This window comes from Deinococcus indicus (assembly GCF_002198095.1).
Taxonomy (GTDB): domain Bacteria; phylum Deinococcota; class Deinococci; order Deinococcales; family Deinococcaceae; genus Deinococcus; species Deinococcus caeni.
The window spans coordinates 81784-95706 of the sequence record NZ_NHMK01000012.1 but is presented as its reverse complement, the minus strand read 5'-3'; the positions used below and the strand labels follow the sequence as shown (position 1 = coordinate 95706).

Annotated in this window: 12 protein-coding genes; all 12 read left to right on the top strand. The window is 70.0% G+C overall.

The features are described from left to right. The first annotated feature begins 8 nt into the window (after positions 1-8). The 12 genes from CBQ26_RS10130 to rocD all read left to right on the top strand — a co-directional run bounded on the left by CBQ26_RS10130 (position 9) and on the right by rocD (position 13865). A complete protein-coding gene (locus CBQ26_RS10130; protein WP_244898020.1) occupies positions 9-881 on the top strand; it encodes an ABC transporter permease in 873 nt (290 codons plus the stop codon). After that, positions 866-1840, top strand: coding sequence for an ABC transporter permease (locus CBQ26_RS10125; RefSeq protein ID WP_244898019.1), 975 nt, complete (start codon positions 866-868; stop codon positions 1838-1840). Before CBQ26_RS10130 ends, CBQ26_RS10125 begins: the two co-directional genes overlap by 16 nt. Positions 1841-1887: 47 nt before the next feature. Further along, positions 1888-2949 carry an ABC transporter substrate-binding protein gene (locus CBQ26_RS10120; RefSeq protein ID WP_088248519.1) on the top strand — a complete coding sequence of 354 codons (1062 nt, stop codon included), beginning with the start codon at positions 1888-1890 and terminating at the stop codon, positions 2947-2949. A gap of 83 nt (positions 2950-3032) precedes the next feature. Next, the gene (locus tag CBQ26_RS10115; protein WP_088248518.1) at positions 3033-4271 is read left to right on the top strand and encodes a hydantoinase/carbamoylase family amidase; all 1239 of its coding nucleotides are present in this window, start codon (positions 3033-3035) and stop codon (positions 4269-4271) included. A gap of 125 nt (positions 4272-4396) precedes the next feature. Continuing rightward, positions 4397-5164: a PucR family transcriptional regulator gene (locus tag CBQ26_RS10110; protein WP_244898018.1), complete on the top strand. Its 768-nt coding sequence runs from the start codon at positions 4397-4399 to the stop codon at positions 5162-5164. A 144-nt stretch (positions 5165-5308) separates the two neighbouring features. Continuing rightward, positions 5309-6655, top strand: coding sequence for an aminotransferase class III-fold pyridoxal phosphate-dependent enzyme (locus CBQ26_RS10105; RefSeq protein ID WP_088248516.1), 1347 nt, complete (start codon positions 5309-5311; stop codon positions 6653-6655). A 39-nt stretch (positions 6656-6694) separates the two neighbouring features. Beyond that, a complete protein-coding gene (locus CBQ26_RS10100) occupies positions 6695-8203 on the top strand; it encodes a CoA-acylating methylmalonate-semialdehyde dehydrogenase (protein WP_244898017.1) in 1509 nt (502 codons plus the stop codon). 91 nt (positions 8204-8294) lie between these two features. Further along, complete coding sequence (gene pdxR / locus CBQ26_RS10095) at positions 8295-9782, top strand: MocR-like pyridoxine biosynthesis transcription factor PdxR (protein WP_088248514.1); 1488 nt, start codon at positions 8295-8297, stop codon at positions 9780-9782. A 301-nt stretch (positions 9783-10083) separates the two neighbouring features. Then, entirely contained in the window at positions 10084-10887 is an 804-nt protein-coding gene (locus tag CBQ26_RS10090; protein WP_088248513.1) for an ABC transporter substrate-binding protein, read from the top strand. Then, a complete protein-coding gene (locus CBQ26_RS10085; RefSeq protein WP_229844188.1) occupies positions 10878-11663 on the top strand; it encodes an amino acid ABC transporter permease in 786 nt (261 codons plus the stop codon). The genes CBQ26_RS10090 and CBQ26_RS10085 overlap by 10 nt, the downstream gene beginning before the upstream one ends. After that, entirely contained in the window at positions 11663-12415 is a 753-nt protein-coding gene (locus tag CBQ26_RS10080) for an amino acid ABC transporter ATP-binding protein (protein ID WP_088248512.1), read from the top strand. Before CBQ26_RS10085 ends, CBQ26_RS10080 begins: the two co-directional genes overlap by 1 nt. A gap of 226 nt (positions 12416-12641) precedes the next feature. After that, positions 12642-13865 (top strand): ornithine--oxo-acid transaminase, encoded by a 1224-nt coding sequence (rocD, locus tag CBQ26_RS10075; RefSeq protein ID WP_088248511.1) that lies wholly within the window; start codon positions 12642-12644, stop codon positions 13863-13865. Positions 13866-13923 lie beyond the last annotated feature (58 nt).

Genomic DNA, 13923 nt, shown 5'->3' with positions numbered 1-13923 from the left:
GGGAGGCCGTGACCGCCCTGCGGCCCTCACGCGTGGCGGGTCTGGGCCCGATGCTGATCGTGGCGTTGATCGCGGCGGCGCTGTACTGGCCGCTGATGCTCGCCGCGAACGTCGGCCCGGCGGGGCGGACCCTGGCGAGCGGCGCGGAACTGGACTGCCGGACGGCGCTGGCCTGCGCCTCGCAGTTGCGCAACCCGGTGGTGCCCGCCCCGGCGCAGCTCGCGCAGGGCTTCGTGCGCCTGAGTACGCCGGTCACGTCGCCACTGGCGCTGCCGTACAACGTGGGCGTCACCGCCGGGGAGACGCTGCTGGGCCTGCTGCTGGCGACCGTGACCGGGATCGGGCTGGCGCTGCTGCTCGTCGCCAGCCAGGCCTTCGAGCGGGCCACGCTGCCGTGGCTGGTCGCGTCGCAGACGGTGCCCGTCGTGGCGATCGCGCCCATGCTGGCGGTGCTGCTCGGGCAGTACGGCGTGCAGGGCTTCCTGCCGAAGGCGATCATCGCGGCGTACATCGCGTTCTTCCCAGTCGCGGTCGGCATGAGCCGCGGCCTGCGCAGCGCCGATCCGTTGCACCTGGACCTGATGCGCACCTACCATGCTTCTTCCGCGCAGACGTACCGGCTGCTGCGCTTCCCGGCCAGCCTCCCGCACCTGTTCACGGCGCTGAAGGTGGCGGTGACGTCCGCGCTGGTGGGCAGCATCGTCGCGGAGATCAGCACCATCTCGTTCTCCGGGCTGGGCAAGATGCTCGCCGAGAACTCGCGGGCCAGTGACACGGTGGCCCTGTGGGTGATCATGGGCTACGGCGCGGTGCTGGGCGTGACGCTGGTCGCCCTGGTGAACGCGCTGGAGAGGTGGGTGACGCCATGGAGCAGACGATGACGCCCGCGCGCACCCTCGCCGCCCGGCCCGGCGGGACGCTGCTGACCGCTGCCGCGCTGCTGATCGGCGTGGGGGGCCTGCTGCTCGCCGCGCTGACCCTCCCCACGCCCGGCGAGGGCACGCCCCCGGACGCGCGGGCGTGGCTGGCGGGCATCCTCGCCCTGCTGGCCGTGGGCGCCTTCGGTGTGCGCGGCGCGGCGCAGGGCGAGTCCCGCGCGGCCCGCACGCTGCCCGCCGCGTTCACGCTGCTCCTGGCGGTGCTGGGCACCGAGGCGCTGCTGCGCGCCTACGCCGTCCCCGCCGGACTGATTCCTACGCCGGGCCGCGTGCTGAGCGCCCTGTGGACCGCCCGCAGCGTGCTGCTACAGGACACGTACACCACCTTCGTGCTGGAGGCGCTGCTGGGCTTCCTGGCGGGCACGGTGCTGGGGCTGGCGCTGGCGCTGCTCGTCGTGCGCTTCCGCTTTCTGGAACGCGGGCTGCTGCCGTACGCCGCGCTGTTCTCCTCGATTCCCATCGTGGCGCTCGCACCCGTCATCGTGAAAGCCGTCGGGCTGGACTGGCCCAGCAAGACGGTCGTCGTGGCCGTTACCGTCCTGTTTCCCGTCGTGGTGGGCGCCGTGCGCGGCCTGCAGAGCGCCTCGCGGCTGCACCTGGACCTGATGCACACCTACGCCGCCACGCCCACGCAGACCTTCCGGGACGTCCGCGTGCCCGGCGCGCTGCCGTTCGTGTTCGGCGCCCTGAAAGTCGCCAGCACCCTGGCCCTGATCTCCGCCATCGTCGCCGAGTTCTTCGGCACGAACGGGCACGGCCTGGGCTTCCGCATCCAGATCGAGGTGGGCCGCTTCGGACTGGACGTCGTCTGGGCCGCCATCGTGCTCGCCAGCATTGCCGGGATTGCCTTCTTCGCGCTTGTCAGCGCCGCCGAGGCGCGGCTGCTGCCCCGCCGCTCCTGACCGACCCCGTTTCACCCGAACGCGCTCCCCACTCCCCGGAGGTTCCCATGAAACGCAGCACCCTGATCCTGGCCGCCCTGCTCCTGACCGCCGCCTCCAGCGCCTCCGCGCAGAAACTCGTGCCCGTCAAGGTGCAGCTCAAGTGGTTCCCGCAGGCGCAGTTCGCCGGGTTCTTCGTCGCGCAGGCCAAGGGCTACTACAAAGCCGAAGGGCTGGACGTGCAGTTCCTCCCGACCGGCGACCAGAGCCCCATTCAGACCGTCGCCACCGGCACCGCCGACTTCGGTACCACCTGGATCACCGACCTGCTGACCGCCCGGCAGCAGGGCATCCCGGTCGTGCACATCGCGCAGCTGTTCCAGAAGAGCGGCTACACCCTCGTGTCCCTGAAAAGCAGCGGCATCAAGACCCCCGCCGACTTCAAGGGCAAGCGCGTGGGCGTGTGGCCCAGCGGGAACGAGTACCCCGCCGTGGCCCTCCTGAAGAAGTACGGCCTGACCACCAGCCTCGACTCCTCGGTCAGCAACCCCAGCGTGCAGGCCGTCACGTACCCCTTCGATCCCAGCATCGTCTTCCCCGACAAGGTCGATCTGGTGTCCGCCATGACCTACAACGAGGTCAACCAGATCGTCGGGCTGGGCTACCCGCTCGACAAACTCCAGATCTTCAACGCCAGCGACTACGGCATCAACCTCCTTGAGGACCTGATCTTCACCACCGAACGCACCCTGGCGAACAAGAACTTCAAGGGCAGCGGCCAGAGCGGCGAGGACATCGCGGCCAAACTCGTGCGCGCCACCCTGAAAGGCTGGAACTACGCCGTGAAGAACCAGAAGGAAGCCGTGCAGACCGTTCTCGTGAACTGCGGCAACACCTGCAAGGGGTCAGGCACGCGCTCCAGCGCCGCGAGCCACCAGACCTGGCAGATGGCCGAAGTCGCCAAGCTGTACAACGCCGGCCCCACCCTGAAAGGCCGCGCCGGGTACCTCGACCCCGCCACGTACAAGGCCAACGTCACGCTGCTCAAGAGCCTCGGCATCCTGAAAGCCGACCCGGCCCCCGCCGCCGTCACGTACAAGGTGTGGGAAAAAGCCACCGGGAAGAAGTAGATGGTTGATGGTTGAAAGTTGATGGACTGGGATTTTCCTTTCACCATCGACTTTCAACCATCGACTGTCTCCGAAGGAGACTCATGCTTGATCCTCAACGAACCATCGACGAACTGAAAGCCCTGCGTGAATTGACCGGGGACGAGCACGGCGCGCAGCGGGTGGCGTTCACGGACACCTGGGTCGCCGCCCGCGCGTTCCTGAAGGAGCGGCTGGACGCGCTGCCCGTCACGCAGCACATGGACGCCGCCGGGAACTGGTGGGCGACCCTGCCCGGCGAGAGCGACCGCGCCCTGCTGATCGGCGGGCACCTCGACTCTGTCCCGAACGGCGGGTGGCTGGACGGCTGCCTGAACGTCCTGGCGGGCCTGGAGGTCCTGCGGCGCGTGAACGAGCAGTACGCCGGGCGGCCGCCCGTCACGCTGAAACTGGTGGACTGGGCCGACGAGGAAGGTGCCCGCTTCGGCCGCAGCCTGTACGGGTCCAGCGCCGCCGGGGGTAACCTCGACGTGACCGAGATGCGCAAACTGAAAGACCGCGACGGCGTGAGCCTCGAAGACGCCCTGAGCCGCGTCGGCATCACCCTCGCGGACGCCCCGGACGCCCGCGCGGAACTGAGGGACGCCGCCGCGTACCTCGAACTGCACATCGAACAGGGCCCCGTCCTCGAAGGACTCGACCTACCCCTCGGGGCGGTGCTCGGCACGGTCGGCGTCGAACGGCACACCATCACGTTCCACGGGCAGGCCGCGCACAGCGGCAGCACGCCCATGAACGTCCGCCGCGACGCCTTCCTCGCTGCCGGACGCTTCGGGCAGGCCATCTACGACATCGCCGCGCGGCACGGGGGCGTGTGCACGGTTGGCAGCGTCAAGACCCTGCCCGGCATCGTCACCAGCGTCGTCGAGACCTGCGAACTCACCCTCGACCAGCGCCACCTCGACGCCGACAAGCTCGCCGCCATGTGGCAGGACGCGCAGGACGCCGCCACGCAGTTCGCGCAGGACTCGGGCTGCACCGTCACCTTCGGGTATCTCTGGAACATCGAACCCATCCCCTTCCACCCGATGCTGATCGACGCCGCCGAGGCCAGCATCCTGACCGTCACGCCTGCCGCGCACCGCCTCCCCAGCGGGCCCCTGCACGACGCCGCCGAGGTCGCCCGCGCGGGCATCCCCACCGTCATGCTGTTCGTGCAGAGCCTGCGCGGCATCAGCCACAACAGGATCGAGGACACCCGCGAGGACCACCTCGCCCTGAGCGTGCAGGCCCTGGACGAACTGACGAGCCGCACGATGGACTGGATCGCGAAAGGGATCTGATATGAGACTCGGGCGAGGCCAGATCAGACAGAGTCGAGCGGGCGCCCCCTCACCCTTCCGGCGCTCCGCGCCTCCCTCCCTCTCCCACAAGGGGAGAGGGCAAGATGGCGCACACTGAAGTCACCATGACCCCTGTTCGACTGGAGGATCCGATGTTGCCGACGCTGGCGGAACTGTTGACGCTTCCGGCGTTCGCGGGCGCGGAGGTCGTGAGCGGGCACGCGCACCTGACGCAGCCCGTCACGTGGGTGCATGTGTCGGAGGTGGCGGACGCCGCACGGTTCCTCACGGGTGGGGAACTGCTCCTCTCGACCGGGTCGCTGCTGGCCCGCATGAACGACGGCGAACTGGAGGGCTTCGTGGCGTCGCTGGCGCAGCGGGGCGCGCACGGGCTGGCGCTGGAACTCGTGCAGGTGTTCCGCGACGTGCCGCCCGCGCTGCTGGGCGCGTCGCGCCTGCACGGGCTGCCGCTGATCGTGTTCCGCTCCGAGGTGAGTTTCGCGGCGCTGACCCGCGCGGCGCATGCCCGCATCCTGAATCACGGCGGCCCGGCGCTCGATCCGAGCCTCGCGCCGCTGCTGGACGCGCTGGCCGAGACGGGGCGCAGCGTGGCGTTCCTGCGCGCGCAACTGGGCCCGCTGCTGAACCTGCCTGCCCGGCCCCGCTCGACGCTGCTGGGCACGCTGGACGCCCTGCTGACCACGAACTTCAACATGGCCGAGACGGCCCGGCGGCTGGGCGTGCGCCGCCAGACGGTGTACTACCGCCTGGAGCAGCTGCGCGCCATGCTGCCCGACCTGGACGAACCCCGCCGGCAGCTGGGCCTGCATCTGGCGCTGGAGCTGACGCGCAGCGAGGCGGGCGAGGCGCTCAACGCCGCCGAACGGACGTAGGCGGTGCGACTGGACAGACTGTCTCTTGCCGCGCTGGCACGCAAAAAACTACACTTCGGGTAACGTTCGGTTTCCGCTTTTCTTTCTGAAGTCTGCGCCCTGCACACTGCCGGGTTCACCCTGTCATTTTTGGAGGTTTCGCCCATGCCCGACCCGCATCCCGACACGCACGACATCATCCAGGCGAACCGTGACCACACCCTGTTCTCGTGGAGCGTGCAGACGCAGACGAACCCCATCCACATGACCGGTGGGAAGGGCAGCCACTTCTTCGACGGCGACGGCAACGCGTGGCTGGACTTCTCCAGTCAGCTGATCAACATCAACGTCGGGCATCAGCATCCGGCGGTGCTGGACGCCATCAAGGCGCAGGTGGACACCATGTGTTTCGCCGGGCCGAGCTTCGCCACGGACGTCCGCGCGCAGCTGGGGCAGAAACTGCGTGAGGTGACGGGCCTGGGCAAGAGCTTCTTCACGCTGGGCGGCAGCGAGGCGAACGAGAACGCCATGAAGATCGCCCGCCTGTACACCGGGCGCGACAAGATCATCACCCGCTACCGCTCCTACCACGGGGCGACGATGGGCAGCATGACCGCCAGCGGCGACCCCCGGCGCTGGCCGGTCGAGCCCGGCGTGCCCGGCATCGTGCGCGCCTTCGACCCGTACTGCTACCGCTGCCCGTTCGGGAAGACGCCGGACAGTTGCGGGCGCGAGTGCGTGTCGCACATCGAGGAGATCATCCAGATGGAAGGGCCGCACACCATCGCCGCGATCATGGTCGAGGGCATCACCGGCAGCAACGGTCTGCTCGTCCCGCCCGACGACTACTACCCGAAACTGCGCGCCCTGTGCGATAAGTACGGCATCCTCCTGATCGACGACGAGGTCATGAGCGGCTTCGGCCGGACCGGCACCTGGCTCGCCACGCAGCATTACGGCATCAAGCCCGACATCGTCACCTGCGCCAAGGGCCTGACCAGCGGGTACATGCCGCTGGGCGCGGTTGTCGTCAGCGACGCCATCGCGGAGTACTTCGAGACGCACTTCCTGGCGGGCGGCCTGACGTACAGCGGGCACCCGGTCTCGCTGGCCGCCGCCGTCGCCAACCTGAAGGTCTACGAGGACGAGGGGCTGTTCGAGCACACCCGCGAACTCGGCGACTACCTCGGGCAGCGCCTGGAGGCCATGAAGGCGCGGTACGCCTGCGTGGGCGACGTGCGCTACAAGGGCCTGTTCAGCGTCCTGGAACTCGTGCGGGACAAGGCCACGAAGGAGCCGCTGGCCCCGTTCAACGGCACCTCGCCGGAGATGGGCCGCCTCGCCGCGCACCTCAAGAGCCGCCACGTATACGCGTACAGCCGCTTCAACTTCCTGTGGGTCTGCCCGCCCCTGGTGGTCACCCGCGAGGAACTCGACGAGGGCCTCGCCGCCTACGAGGAAGCCCTCGCCCTGGTCGATCAGATGATCGGCTCGCCCGTCGCCGCCGACTGACGCTCTCCCTCCCCGCCTTCCCCTCCACAGGAGTTCCCAATGACTGACACGATGACCAAGCCCGCGCCCATCAACCACTGGCTGGGGGGCAAGTTGACGCCCGGCACGTCGGGCCGCAGCGCGAAGGTGTTCAACCCGGCGACCGGGGAGGTGCAGGGCCTCGTGGACCTCGCCAGCCGCGCCGAGGTGGACACGGCGGTGGCGGCGGCCGTGCAGACGGCGCGGTCGTGGCGCACGGTGCCGCTGAGCCGCCGGGCGGAGATCATGTTCCGCTTCCGGGCGCTGCTGGACGCCCGCCGCGATGATCTGGCGCGCATCCTGACCAGCGAGCACGGGAAGGTGCACGCGGACGCGCTGGGGGAGATCGCGCGCGGCATCGAGAACGTGGATTTCGCGTGCGGGATTCCCAACCTGCTCAAGGGCGGGTATTCCGAGGGCGCGAGTACCGGCGTGGACGTGTACTCCATCCAGCAGCCGCTGGGCGTGGTGGCGGGCATCACGCCGTTCAACTTCCCGGCGATGGTGCCGCTGTGGATGATCGCGAACGCGCTGGCGTGCGGGAACGTGTTCATCCTGAAACCCAGCGAGAAGGACCCGTCGGCCAGTCTGTTCATCGCGGACCTGCTGCAACAGGCGGGCCTGCCGGACGGCGTGTTCACGGTCATTCACGGGGACAAGGAGGCGGTGGACGCGCTGCTGGAGCACCCGGACATCGCGGCGGTCAGTTTCGTGGGCAGCACGCCGATCGCGCGCTCCATCTACCAGAAGGGCACCGAGCACGGCAAACGCGTGCAGGCGCTGGGCGGCGCGAAGAACCACATGCTGGTCCTGCCCGACGCGGACGTGAACATGGCCGCCGACGCCGCCGTCAGCGCCGCGTACGGGTCCGCCGGGGAGCGCTGCATGGCGATCAGCGTGGTCCTGGCCGTCGGGGACGTGGCGGACGGACTGGTGGACGCCATCGCCTCGCGCCTGCCCTCGCTGAAGGTCGGCCCCGGCAGTGACGCCGCGAACGAGATGGGGCCGCTGATCTCCCGCGAGCACCGCGACCGGGTCGCCGGGTACATCGGCAGCGCCGCCGACCAGGGCGCGACCGTCGTGGTCGACGGCCGGGCGCAGACCTTCGACGGGAACGGCTTCTTCCTGGGCGTGTCGCTGCTCGATCACGTCACGCCCGACATGGACGCCTACCGCGACGAGATCTTCGGTCCGGTCCTGTGCGTCGTGCGCGTCCCCAGCTACGAGGCGGGTCTGAAGCTCATCAACGACAACGAGTTCGGGAACGGCACCGCGATCTTCACGCGTGACGGCGGCGCTGCCCGGCAGTTCCAGTTCGACTGTCAGGTGGGCATGGTGGGCATCAACGTGCCGATTCCCGTGCCGGTCGCGTACTACTCGTTCGGCGGGTGGAAGGCCAGCCTGTTCGGCGACACGCACATGTACGGCCCGGACGGCGTGAAGTTCTACACCCGCACGAAGGTCGTCACGTCCCGCTGGCCCGACCCGGCCGGCAGCCGCGTGGACCTCGGCTTCCCGCAGAACCGCTGACGCAGAACCGCTGACGCAGAACCGCTGAAGCCAGGCACCCGGCCGGGCGGGCAGGGAGGAGGGCAGGGCCGCGTGGTAAGAATGGGCGGTGATGGACGCCTCTCCCCCTGCCGGCCGTCCGGCCCCGGCCCCGGTGGACCTGCCGCTCTCGCTGGACCGCGCGTCCGGCGTGGGGCTGGCCCGGCAGCTGGCCGCGCAACTGCGGGCGGCGGCGTCCGGCGGGACGCTGGAACCGGGGCAGCGGCTGCCGTCCACGCGGGCGCTGGCGCTGGCGCTGGGCGTCGGCCGGAACGTGGTGTTCGAGGCGTACGAGGATCTGCTGGCCGAGGGGTTCCTGATCGGCCGGGACCGGTCCGGCACGTTCGTCGCGCCGGACCTCGCCGTGGACCGCGCGCCCGCCCCGGCCCGCCCGGCGCCCAGCCGCAGCGCCCGCTGGTTGCGTCGGGACGTGCCGGAACCGCAGGTGGAGCATCCGGGACCGCCGGACCTGCTGGCGTTCCGGGTGGGGCAGACCGACACGGACGCCCTGACGCGCGGCGAGTGGCGGCGCGTGTGGCGCGCGGTGGCGGACGCGCCGCTGCCCGGCGATTACGCGGACCCGGCGGGCGACCCGGACCTGCGCGGCGCGGTCGCCGCGTACCTGAAACGCGCGCGGGGGTTCATGTGCGACCCGGACGACGTGATCATCACGTCCGGGGCGCTGCAGGGCGTAGACCTGATCGCGCAGGCGGTCCTGGCGCCCGGCGATCACGTGGCGTTCGAGGACCCGGGGTACCGGCTGGCGCGGCAGATCTTTCAGGAGCGGGGCGCGCGGATCACGCCGCTCCCGGTGGACAACGACGGCCTGCGCCTGGACGCCCTGCCGGGCGGACCGGACGCGCCGCTGCTGGTGTACACCACGCCCAGCCACCAGTTCCCGCTGGGCGTGCGGCTGTCCATTCCGAGGCGGCTCGCGCTGCTGGAATGGGCGCAGACGCACGACGCCCTGATCATCGAGGACGATTACGACAGCGAGTTCCGGTACGGGGCGGCGCCGCTGCCGTCCCTGGCGTCGCTGGACACCGGCGGGCACGTCGTGTACCTGGGAACCTTCTCGAAGGTGCTGTCCCCGGCGGTGCGGGTGGGGTATCTGGTCGCGCCCCGCCCGCTGCGCGAGCGGCTGCTACGGGTCCGCAGCCGGCTGGACGCGCACACCAGCTGGCCGGTGCAGCGCGCCCTGGCCCTGATGATCACCGGGGGGCACCTGGAGAGGCACATCCGCCGGATGCGCAAGACCTACGCGGCCCGCCGCGCGGCCCTGAGCGGCGCGCTGGGCGGCAGCCGCGCCCACGCCCGCCTGATGGGCCTGGAAGCCGGGCTGCACGCCCACCTGGAACTCGACCCGGCGCTGGACGCCGCCGACGTGAGTGCGCGCGCGCGGGCGCTGGGTGTGCTCGTGCCGACCCTGACCCCGTACTACCTGGGCGGCGCGGACCGCAACGGCCTGCTGCTCGGGTACGGCGGGCTGGACCTGCCGCAGCTGCGCCGCGCGGCCGGGCTGCTGGCGCGGGCGCTGGCCGACGCGGCGGGGCACCGGTGACGGCCGCCGCGCATGGTCTGGACCGCGCGGCCCTGCCGGCAGCCGGGACCGCTATGATCCCGTGCGTGCCCGGCGACGGGACGCGCTTCGCCGGTCCGTCCGGCCCACTGGCCTCCCCGGAATCCGCACATCTGGCCTTGCGTCCCGGCCAGACCACCGCTATAACCTCCGCCAACCACATTCCTGCCGGGACGCGCCGCGTTCCCACCCGCGGTTCCCGCCCGGTTTCACCTGCGCCGGCCCGCCTTCACCCGCCGGTTTTCACCCGGAACCCAGCTTCCGCCGCCACACTGGAGACTTCATGACCCACACCACGACCCGACAGCCCCTGACCCGCCTGCACCTGACCCGCCTGACCCTGAGCCTGGGGGCGCTGCTCGGCGCGGCCACCCTGACCTCCGCGCAGGCGCGCACGCTGGCCGAGATCAAGGCGTCCGGCACCCTCAAGATCGGCACGAACGCCGAATTCAAACCGTTCACGTACTTCGAGGGCAACACCATGAAAGGCTTCGAGTACGACCTCGGCAACGCCATCGCAAAGCAGATGGGCGTGAAGGCCGAATGGATCAACCAGCCCTTCGACAACCTGCTGATCGGTTTGAACCAGAACCGCTTCGACCTCGTGATCTCCTCGCACGGCATCACGCCGGAACGCGCGCGGGCCGTGGACTTCAGCCTGCCGCACTACTGCAGCGGCGGCGTGATCCTCAGCCGGCCCGGCGGCCCGAAAACCGCCGCCGATCTGAAAGGCAAGACCGTCTCCACGCAGGTCGGCACCACCTACGTCGACCAGATCAAGAAGGTCACGGGCGACCGCAACCTGCGCCTGTTCCCCAACAACTCCGGCGCCCTGCAGGCCCTGATGAGCGGCCGCGTGGACGCCATGGTGAACGAGAAGTTCTACAGCCTCGAGGCGCTGAAACTGAACGGCAAGAAACTCCAGCAGGGTGAGATGCTGTTCCAGGAGAAACTCGGCATGGCGGTCGCCAAGGGCAACAAGACCCTGCTGGGCGCCGTGAACGCCAGCCTGAAGACCGTGCAGGCCAACGGCACGTACGCGAAGATCTCCAGGAGCCACTTCGGGCAGGACGTCCGGTGTCGCTGAAATCCGCCGCGCCCCGGCACCCGCTGCTGACCACCGCCGCGTGGGTCGTGGGGGCCGTCGCCGCCTTCTACGCGCTGTTCTGGCTGATCAGTTTCGTGCTGGGACAGATGCCCGACCCGATTGGACCGCGCGCCGACCTGTTCGTGGAGGGCGCCCGGACCACGCTGCTGCTCACGCTGATCTCCGGCGCGTTCGGGCTGGGCGTCGGCGCGCTCGTCGGACTGGCCCGCACCTCGCACCTGTGGCTGCTGCGCGTTCCCGCCTCGCTGTTCATCTGGGTGATCCGCGGCACGCCGCTGCTGGTGCAGCTGCTGTTCGTGTACAACGCCCTGCCCGCCATCCTGGAATCCGTGGGCCTGAACGTCCAGCTGAACGAGTTCTCGTCGGCGGTGCTGGCGCTGGCCCTGAACGTCGGCGCGTACAACGCCGAGGTGATCCGCGCCGGACTGCAGGCCGTGCCGCGCGGGCAGAACGAGGCGGCGCGCTCGCTGGGCCTGAGCGGCACGCAGACCATGGTCACGGTCGTCATGCCGCAGGCGCTGCGGATCGTCACGCCGCCCCTGGTGAACAACATGGTCGCGCTGCTCAAGGACTCCTCGCTGGCGAGTTCCATCTCGCTGCTGGAACTCACGCTGGCCGGTTCGCGCGTCAGCAGTGAGACGTTCCTGCCCATCCCGGTTCTCACGACCGTCGCCGCCGTGTACCTGACCCTGACGACCGTGATGACCCTGTTCACCGACCAGCTCGAGCGCCGCCTCAAGGTGGTGTCGCGCTGATGACCAAAGGAGCCCCCATGACGGCGATTATCGAGGCCCACGACGTTCACAAGCACTTCGGTTCCTTCCACGCCCTGCGCGGCGTGAACCTGACCGTGCAGCCCGGCGAGGTCGTCGTGATCATCGGCCCGAGCGGCAGCGGCAAGAGCACCTTCATCCGTACCCTGAACGCCCTGGACCCCCACGACGCCGGGTCCATCACCGTGGACGGCATTCCGCTGAACGGCAAGGGGAACCTGGACGCCATCCGCCGCGAGGTGGGAATGGTCTTCCAGTCCTTCAACCTGTTCCCGCACCTGACCGTCCTGGAGAACATCACCCTGGCGCCCATCCGGGTGCGCAAGGCCAGCCGCGCCGACGCCGAGAAACGCGGCCTGGAACTGCTGCGCCGCGTCGGCATCGAGGAGCAGGCCAGCAAGTACCCGGCGCAGCTGTCCGGCGGGCAGCAGCAGCGCGTGGCGATCGCGCGGGCCCTGGCGATGGAACCCAAGGTCATGCTGTTCGACGAACCCACCAGCGCCCTGGACCCCGAGATGATCAAGGAAGTGCTGGACGTCATGAAGGAACTCGCGCGCAGCGGCATGACCATGCTGGTCGTCACGCACGAGATGGGCTTCGCCCGCGAGGTCGCCGACCGCATCCTGTTCTTCGACGGCGGGAACATCGTGGAGGACACCACGCCCGAGAACTTCTACCAGAACCCGCAGCACGAACGGGCGCGGACCTTCCTGAGCAAGATCCTGGACCACTGAACGCAGCGGCGACCCAGCGCACACGAAGCGGCCGGTTTCCCAGTGGAGCCGGCCGCCTCAAGTGCGCGGGCGGTCGGGACCATCTGGCTGGTCGGTTCGGGCTAATTCTGGCACTTCCGGGCAACCAGCCGGGCGGGTAGTCTGGGAACACTCTGTTCTGCCCCCCCCCGCACTGCTTTCAAGGAGCGCCGCGCCTGCCGCCCGCGCCCCGACCCAGGAGAACCCCATGACCAGCACCCTCGAACCCACCCGCCTGACCCCCGGCGCCGCCGACCTGCTCCGCCGCGAGGACGCCCTCGGCGCCCACAACTACAAGCCGCTCGACGTGGTCATCCACCGCGCGCAGGGCGCCTGGGTGTGGGACACCGACGGCCGCCGCTACCTCGACTGCCTCTCGGCGTACAGCGCCGTGAACCAGGGCCACTGCCACCCGCGCATCATCGGCGCGCTGACCGAGCAGGCGCAGCAGGTCACGCTGACCTCCCGCGCGTTCCGCAACGACCGCCTCGCCGCGTTCTACGAGACCGTCACCCGGCTCCTGAACTTCGAGGCCGTGATTCCCATGAACACCGGCGCCGAGGCGGTCGAGACGGCCATCAAACTCGCGCGCAAGTGGGCGTACGAGGTCCGGGGCGTCCCGCACGACCAGGCCGAGATCATCGTCATGGACGGCAACTTCCACGGCCGCACCACCACCCTGGTCAGCTTCAGCAGCGAGGGCCAGTACAAGAACGCCTTCGGCCCCCTGACGCCTGGCTTCGTGCGCGTCCCGTACGGCGACGCCGCCGCCATCGAGGCCGCCATCACGCCGAACACGGCGGGCGTGCTGTTCGAACCCATTCAGGGCGAGGCGGGCGTGATCGTGCCGCCCGACGGTTTCCTGACCGCCCTGCGTGACGTGTGCGACCGCCACGGCGTCCTGATGATCGCCGACGAGATTCAGACCGGCCTGGGCCGCACCGGCCGCTGGCTGGCCGTGGACCACGAGAACGCCCGCCCGGACATGGTCATCCTGGGCAAGGCGCTCGGCGGCGGCGTGTACCCGGTCAGCGCCGTGCTGTCCAGCCGCGCCCTGATGGACCTGTTCCGGCCCGGCGACCACGGCAGCACCTTCGGCGGCAACCCGCTGGCCGCCGCCGTCGCGCAGGCCAGCCTGGAAGTCCTGGAAGACGAGGGCCTGCCCGCCCGCGCCGAGGAACTCGGCGAGTACCTGCGCGGCCGCCTGCGCGCCATGAACAGCCCCCTGGTGCGGGAAGTGCGCGGCCGGGGCCTGCTGATCGGCGTGGAACTGCACGTCCCGGCCCGCCCGTACTGCGAGGCGCTGCGCGACCTGGGCGTGCTGTGCAAGGAAACCCACGAGACCACCATGCGCCTCGCCCCGCCCCTGGTCACCACCCGCGAGGACCTCGACTGGGCACTGGAGCGCATCGAACAGGTCCTGACCGCCTGACCTCCGAATCACCGATGGGCGGCCCCACTCGCGTGGGGCCGCCCATCAGCCATCAGCC

What these genes read in the sequence shown, in the direction of transcription:
- CBQ26_RS10120 (WP_088248519.1), top strand. Translation starts at nt 1,888, where the DNA reads ATGAAACGCAGCACCCTGATCCTGGCCGCCCTGCTCCTGACCGCCGCC.
- CBQ26_RS10125 (WP_244898019.1), top strand. Translation starts at nt 866, where the DNA reads ATGGAGCAGACGATGACGCCCGCGCGCACCCTCGCCGCCCGGCCCGGC.
- CBQ26_RS10115 (WP_088248518.1), top strand. Translation starts at nt 3,033, where the DNA reads ATGCTTGATCCTCAACGAACCATCGACGAACTGAAAGCCCTGCGTGAA.
- CBQ26_RS10080 (WP_088248512.1), top strand. Translation starts at nt 11,663, where the DNA reads ATGACCAAAGGAGCCCCCATGACGGCGATTATCGAGGCCCACGACGTT.
- CBQ26_RS10110 (WP_244898018.1), top strand. Translation starts at nt 4,397, where the DNA reads ATGACCCCTGTTCGACTGGAGGATCCGATGTTGCCGACGCTGGCGGAA.
- CBQ26_RS10105 (WP_088248516.1), top strand. Translation starts at nt 5,309, where the DNA reads ATGCCCGACCCGCATCCCGACACGCACGACATCATCCAGGCGAACCGT.
- CBQ26_RS10100 (WP_244898017.1), top strand. Translation starts at nt 6,695, where the DNA reads ATGACTGACACGATGACCAAGCCCGCGCCCATCAACCACTGGCTGGGG.
- CBQ26_RS10090 (WP_088248513.1), top strand. Translation starts at nt 10,084, where the DNA reads ATGACCCACACCACGACCCGACAGCCCCTGACCCGCCTGCACCTGACC.
- rocD (WP_088248511.1), top strand. Translation starts at nt 12,642, where the DNA reads ATGACCAGCACCCTCGAACCCACCCGCCTGACCCCCGGCGCCGCCGAC.
- pdxR (WP_088248514.1), top strand. Translation starts at nt 8,295, where the DNA reads ATGGACGCCTCTCCCCCTGCCGGCCGTCCGGCCCCGGCCCCGGTGGAC.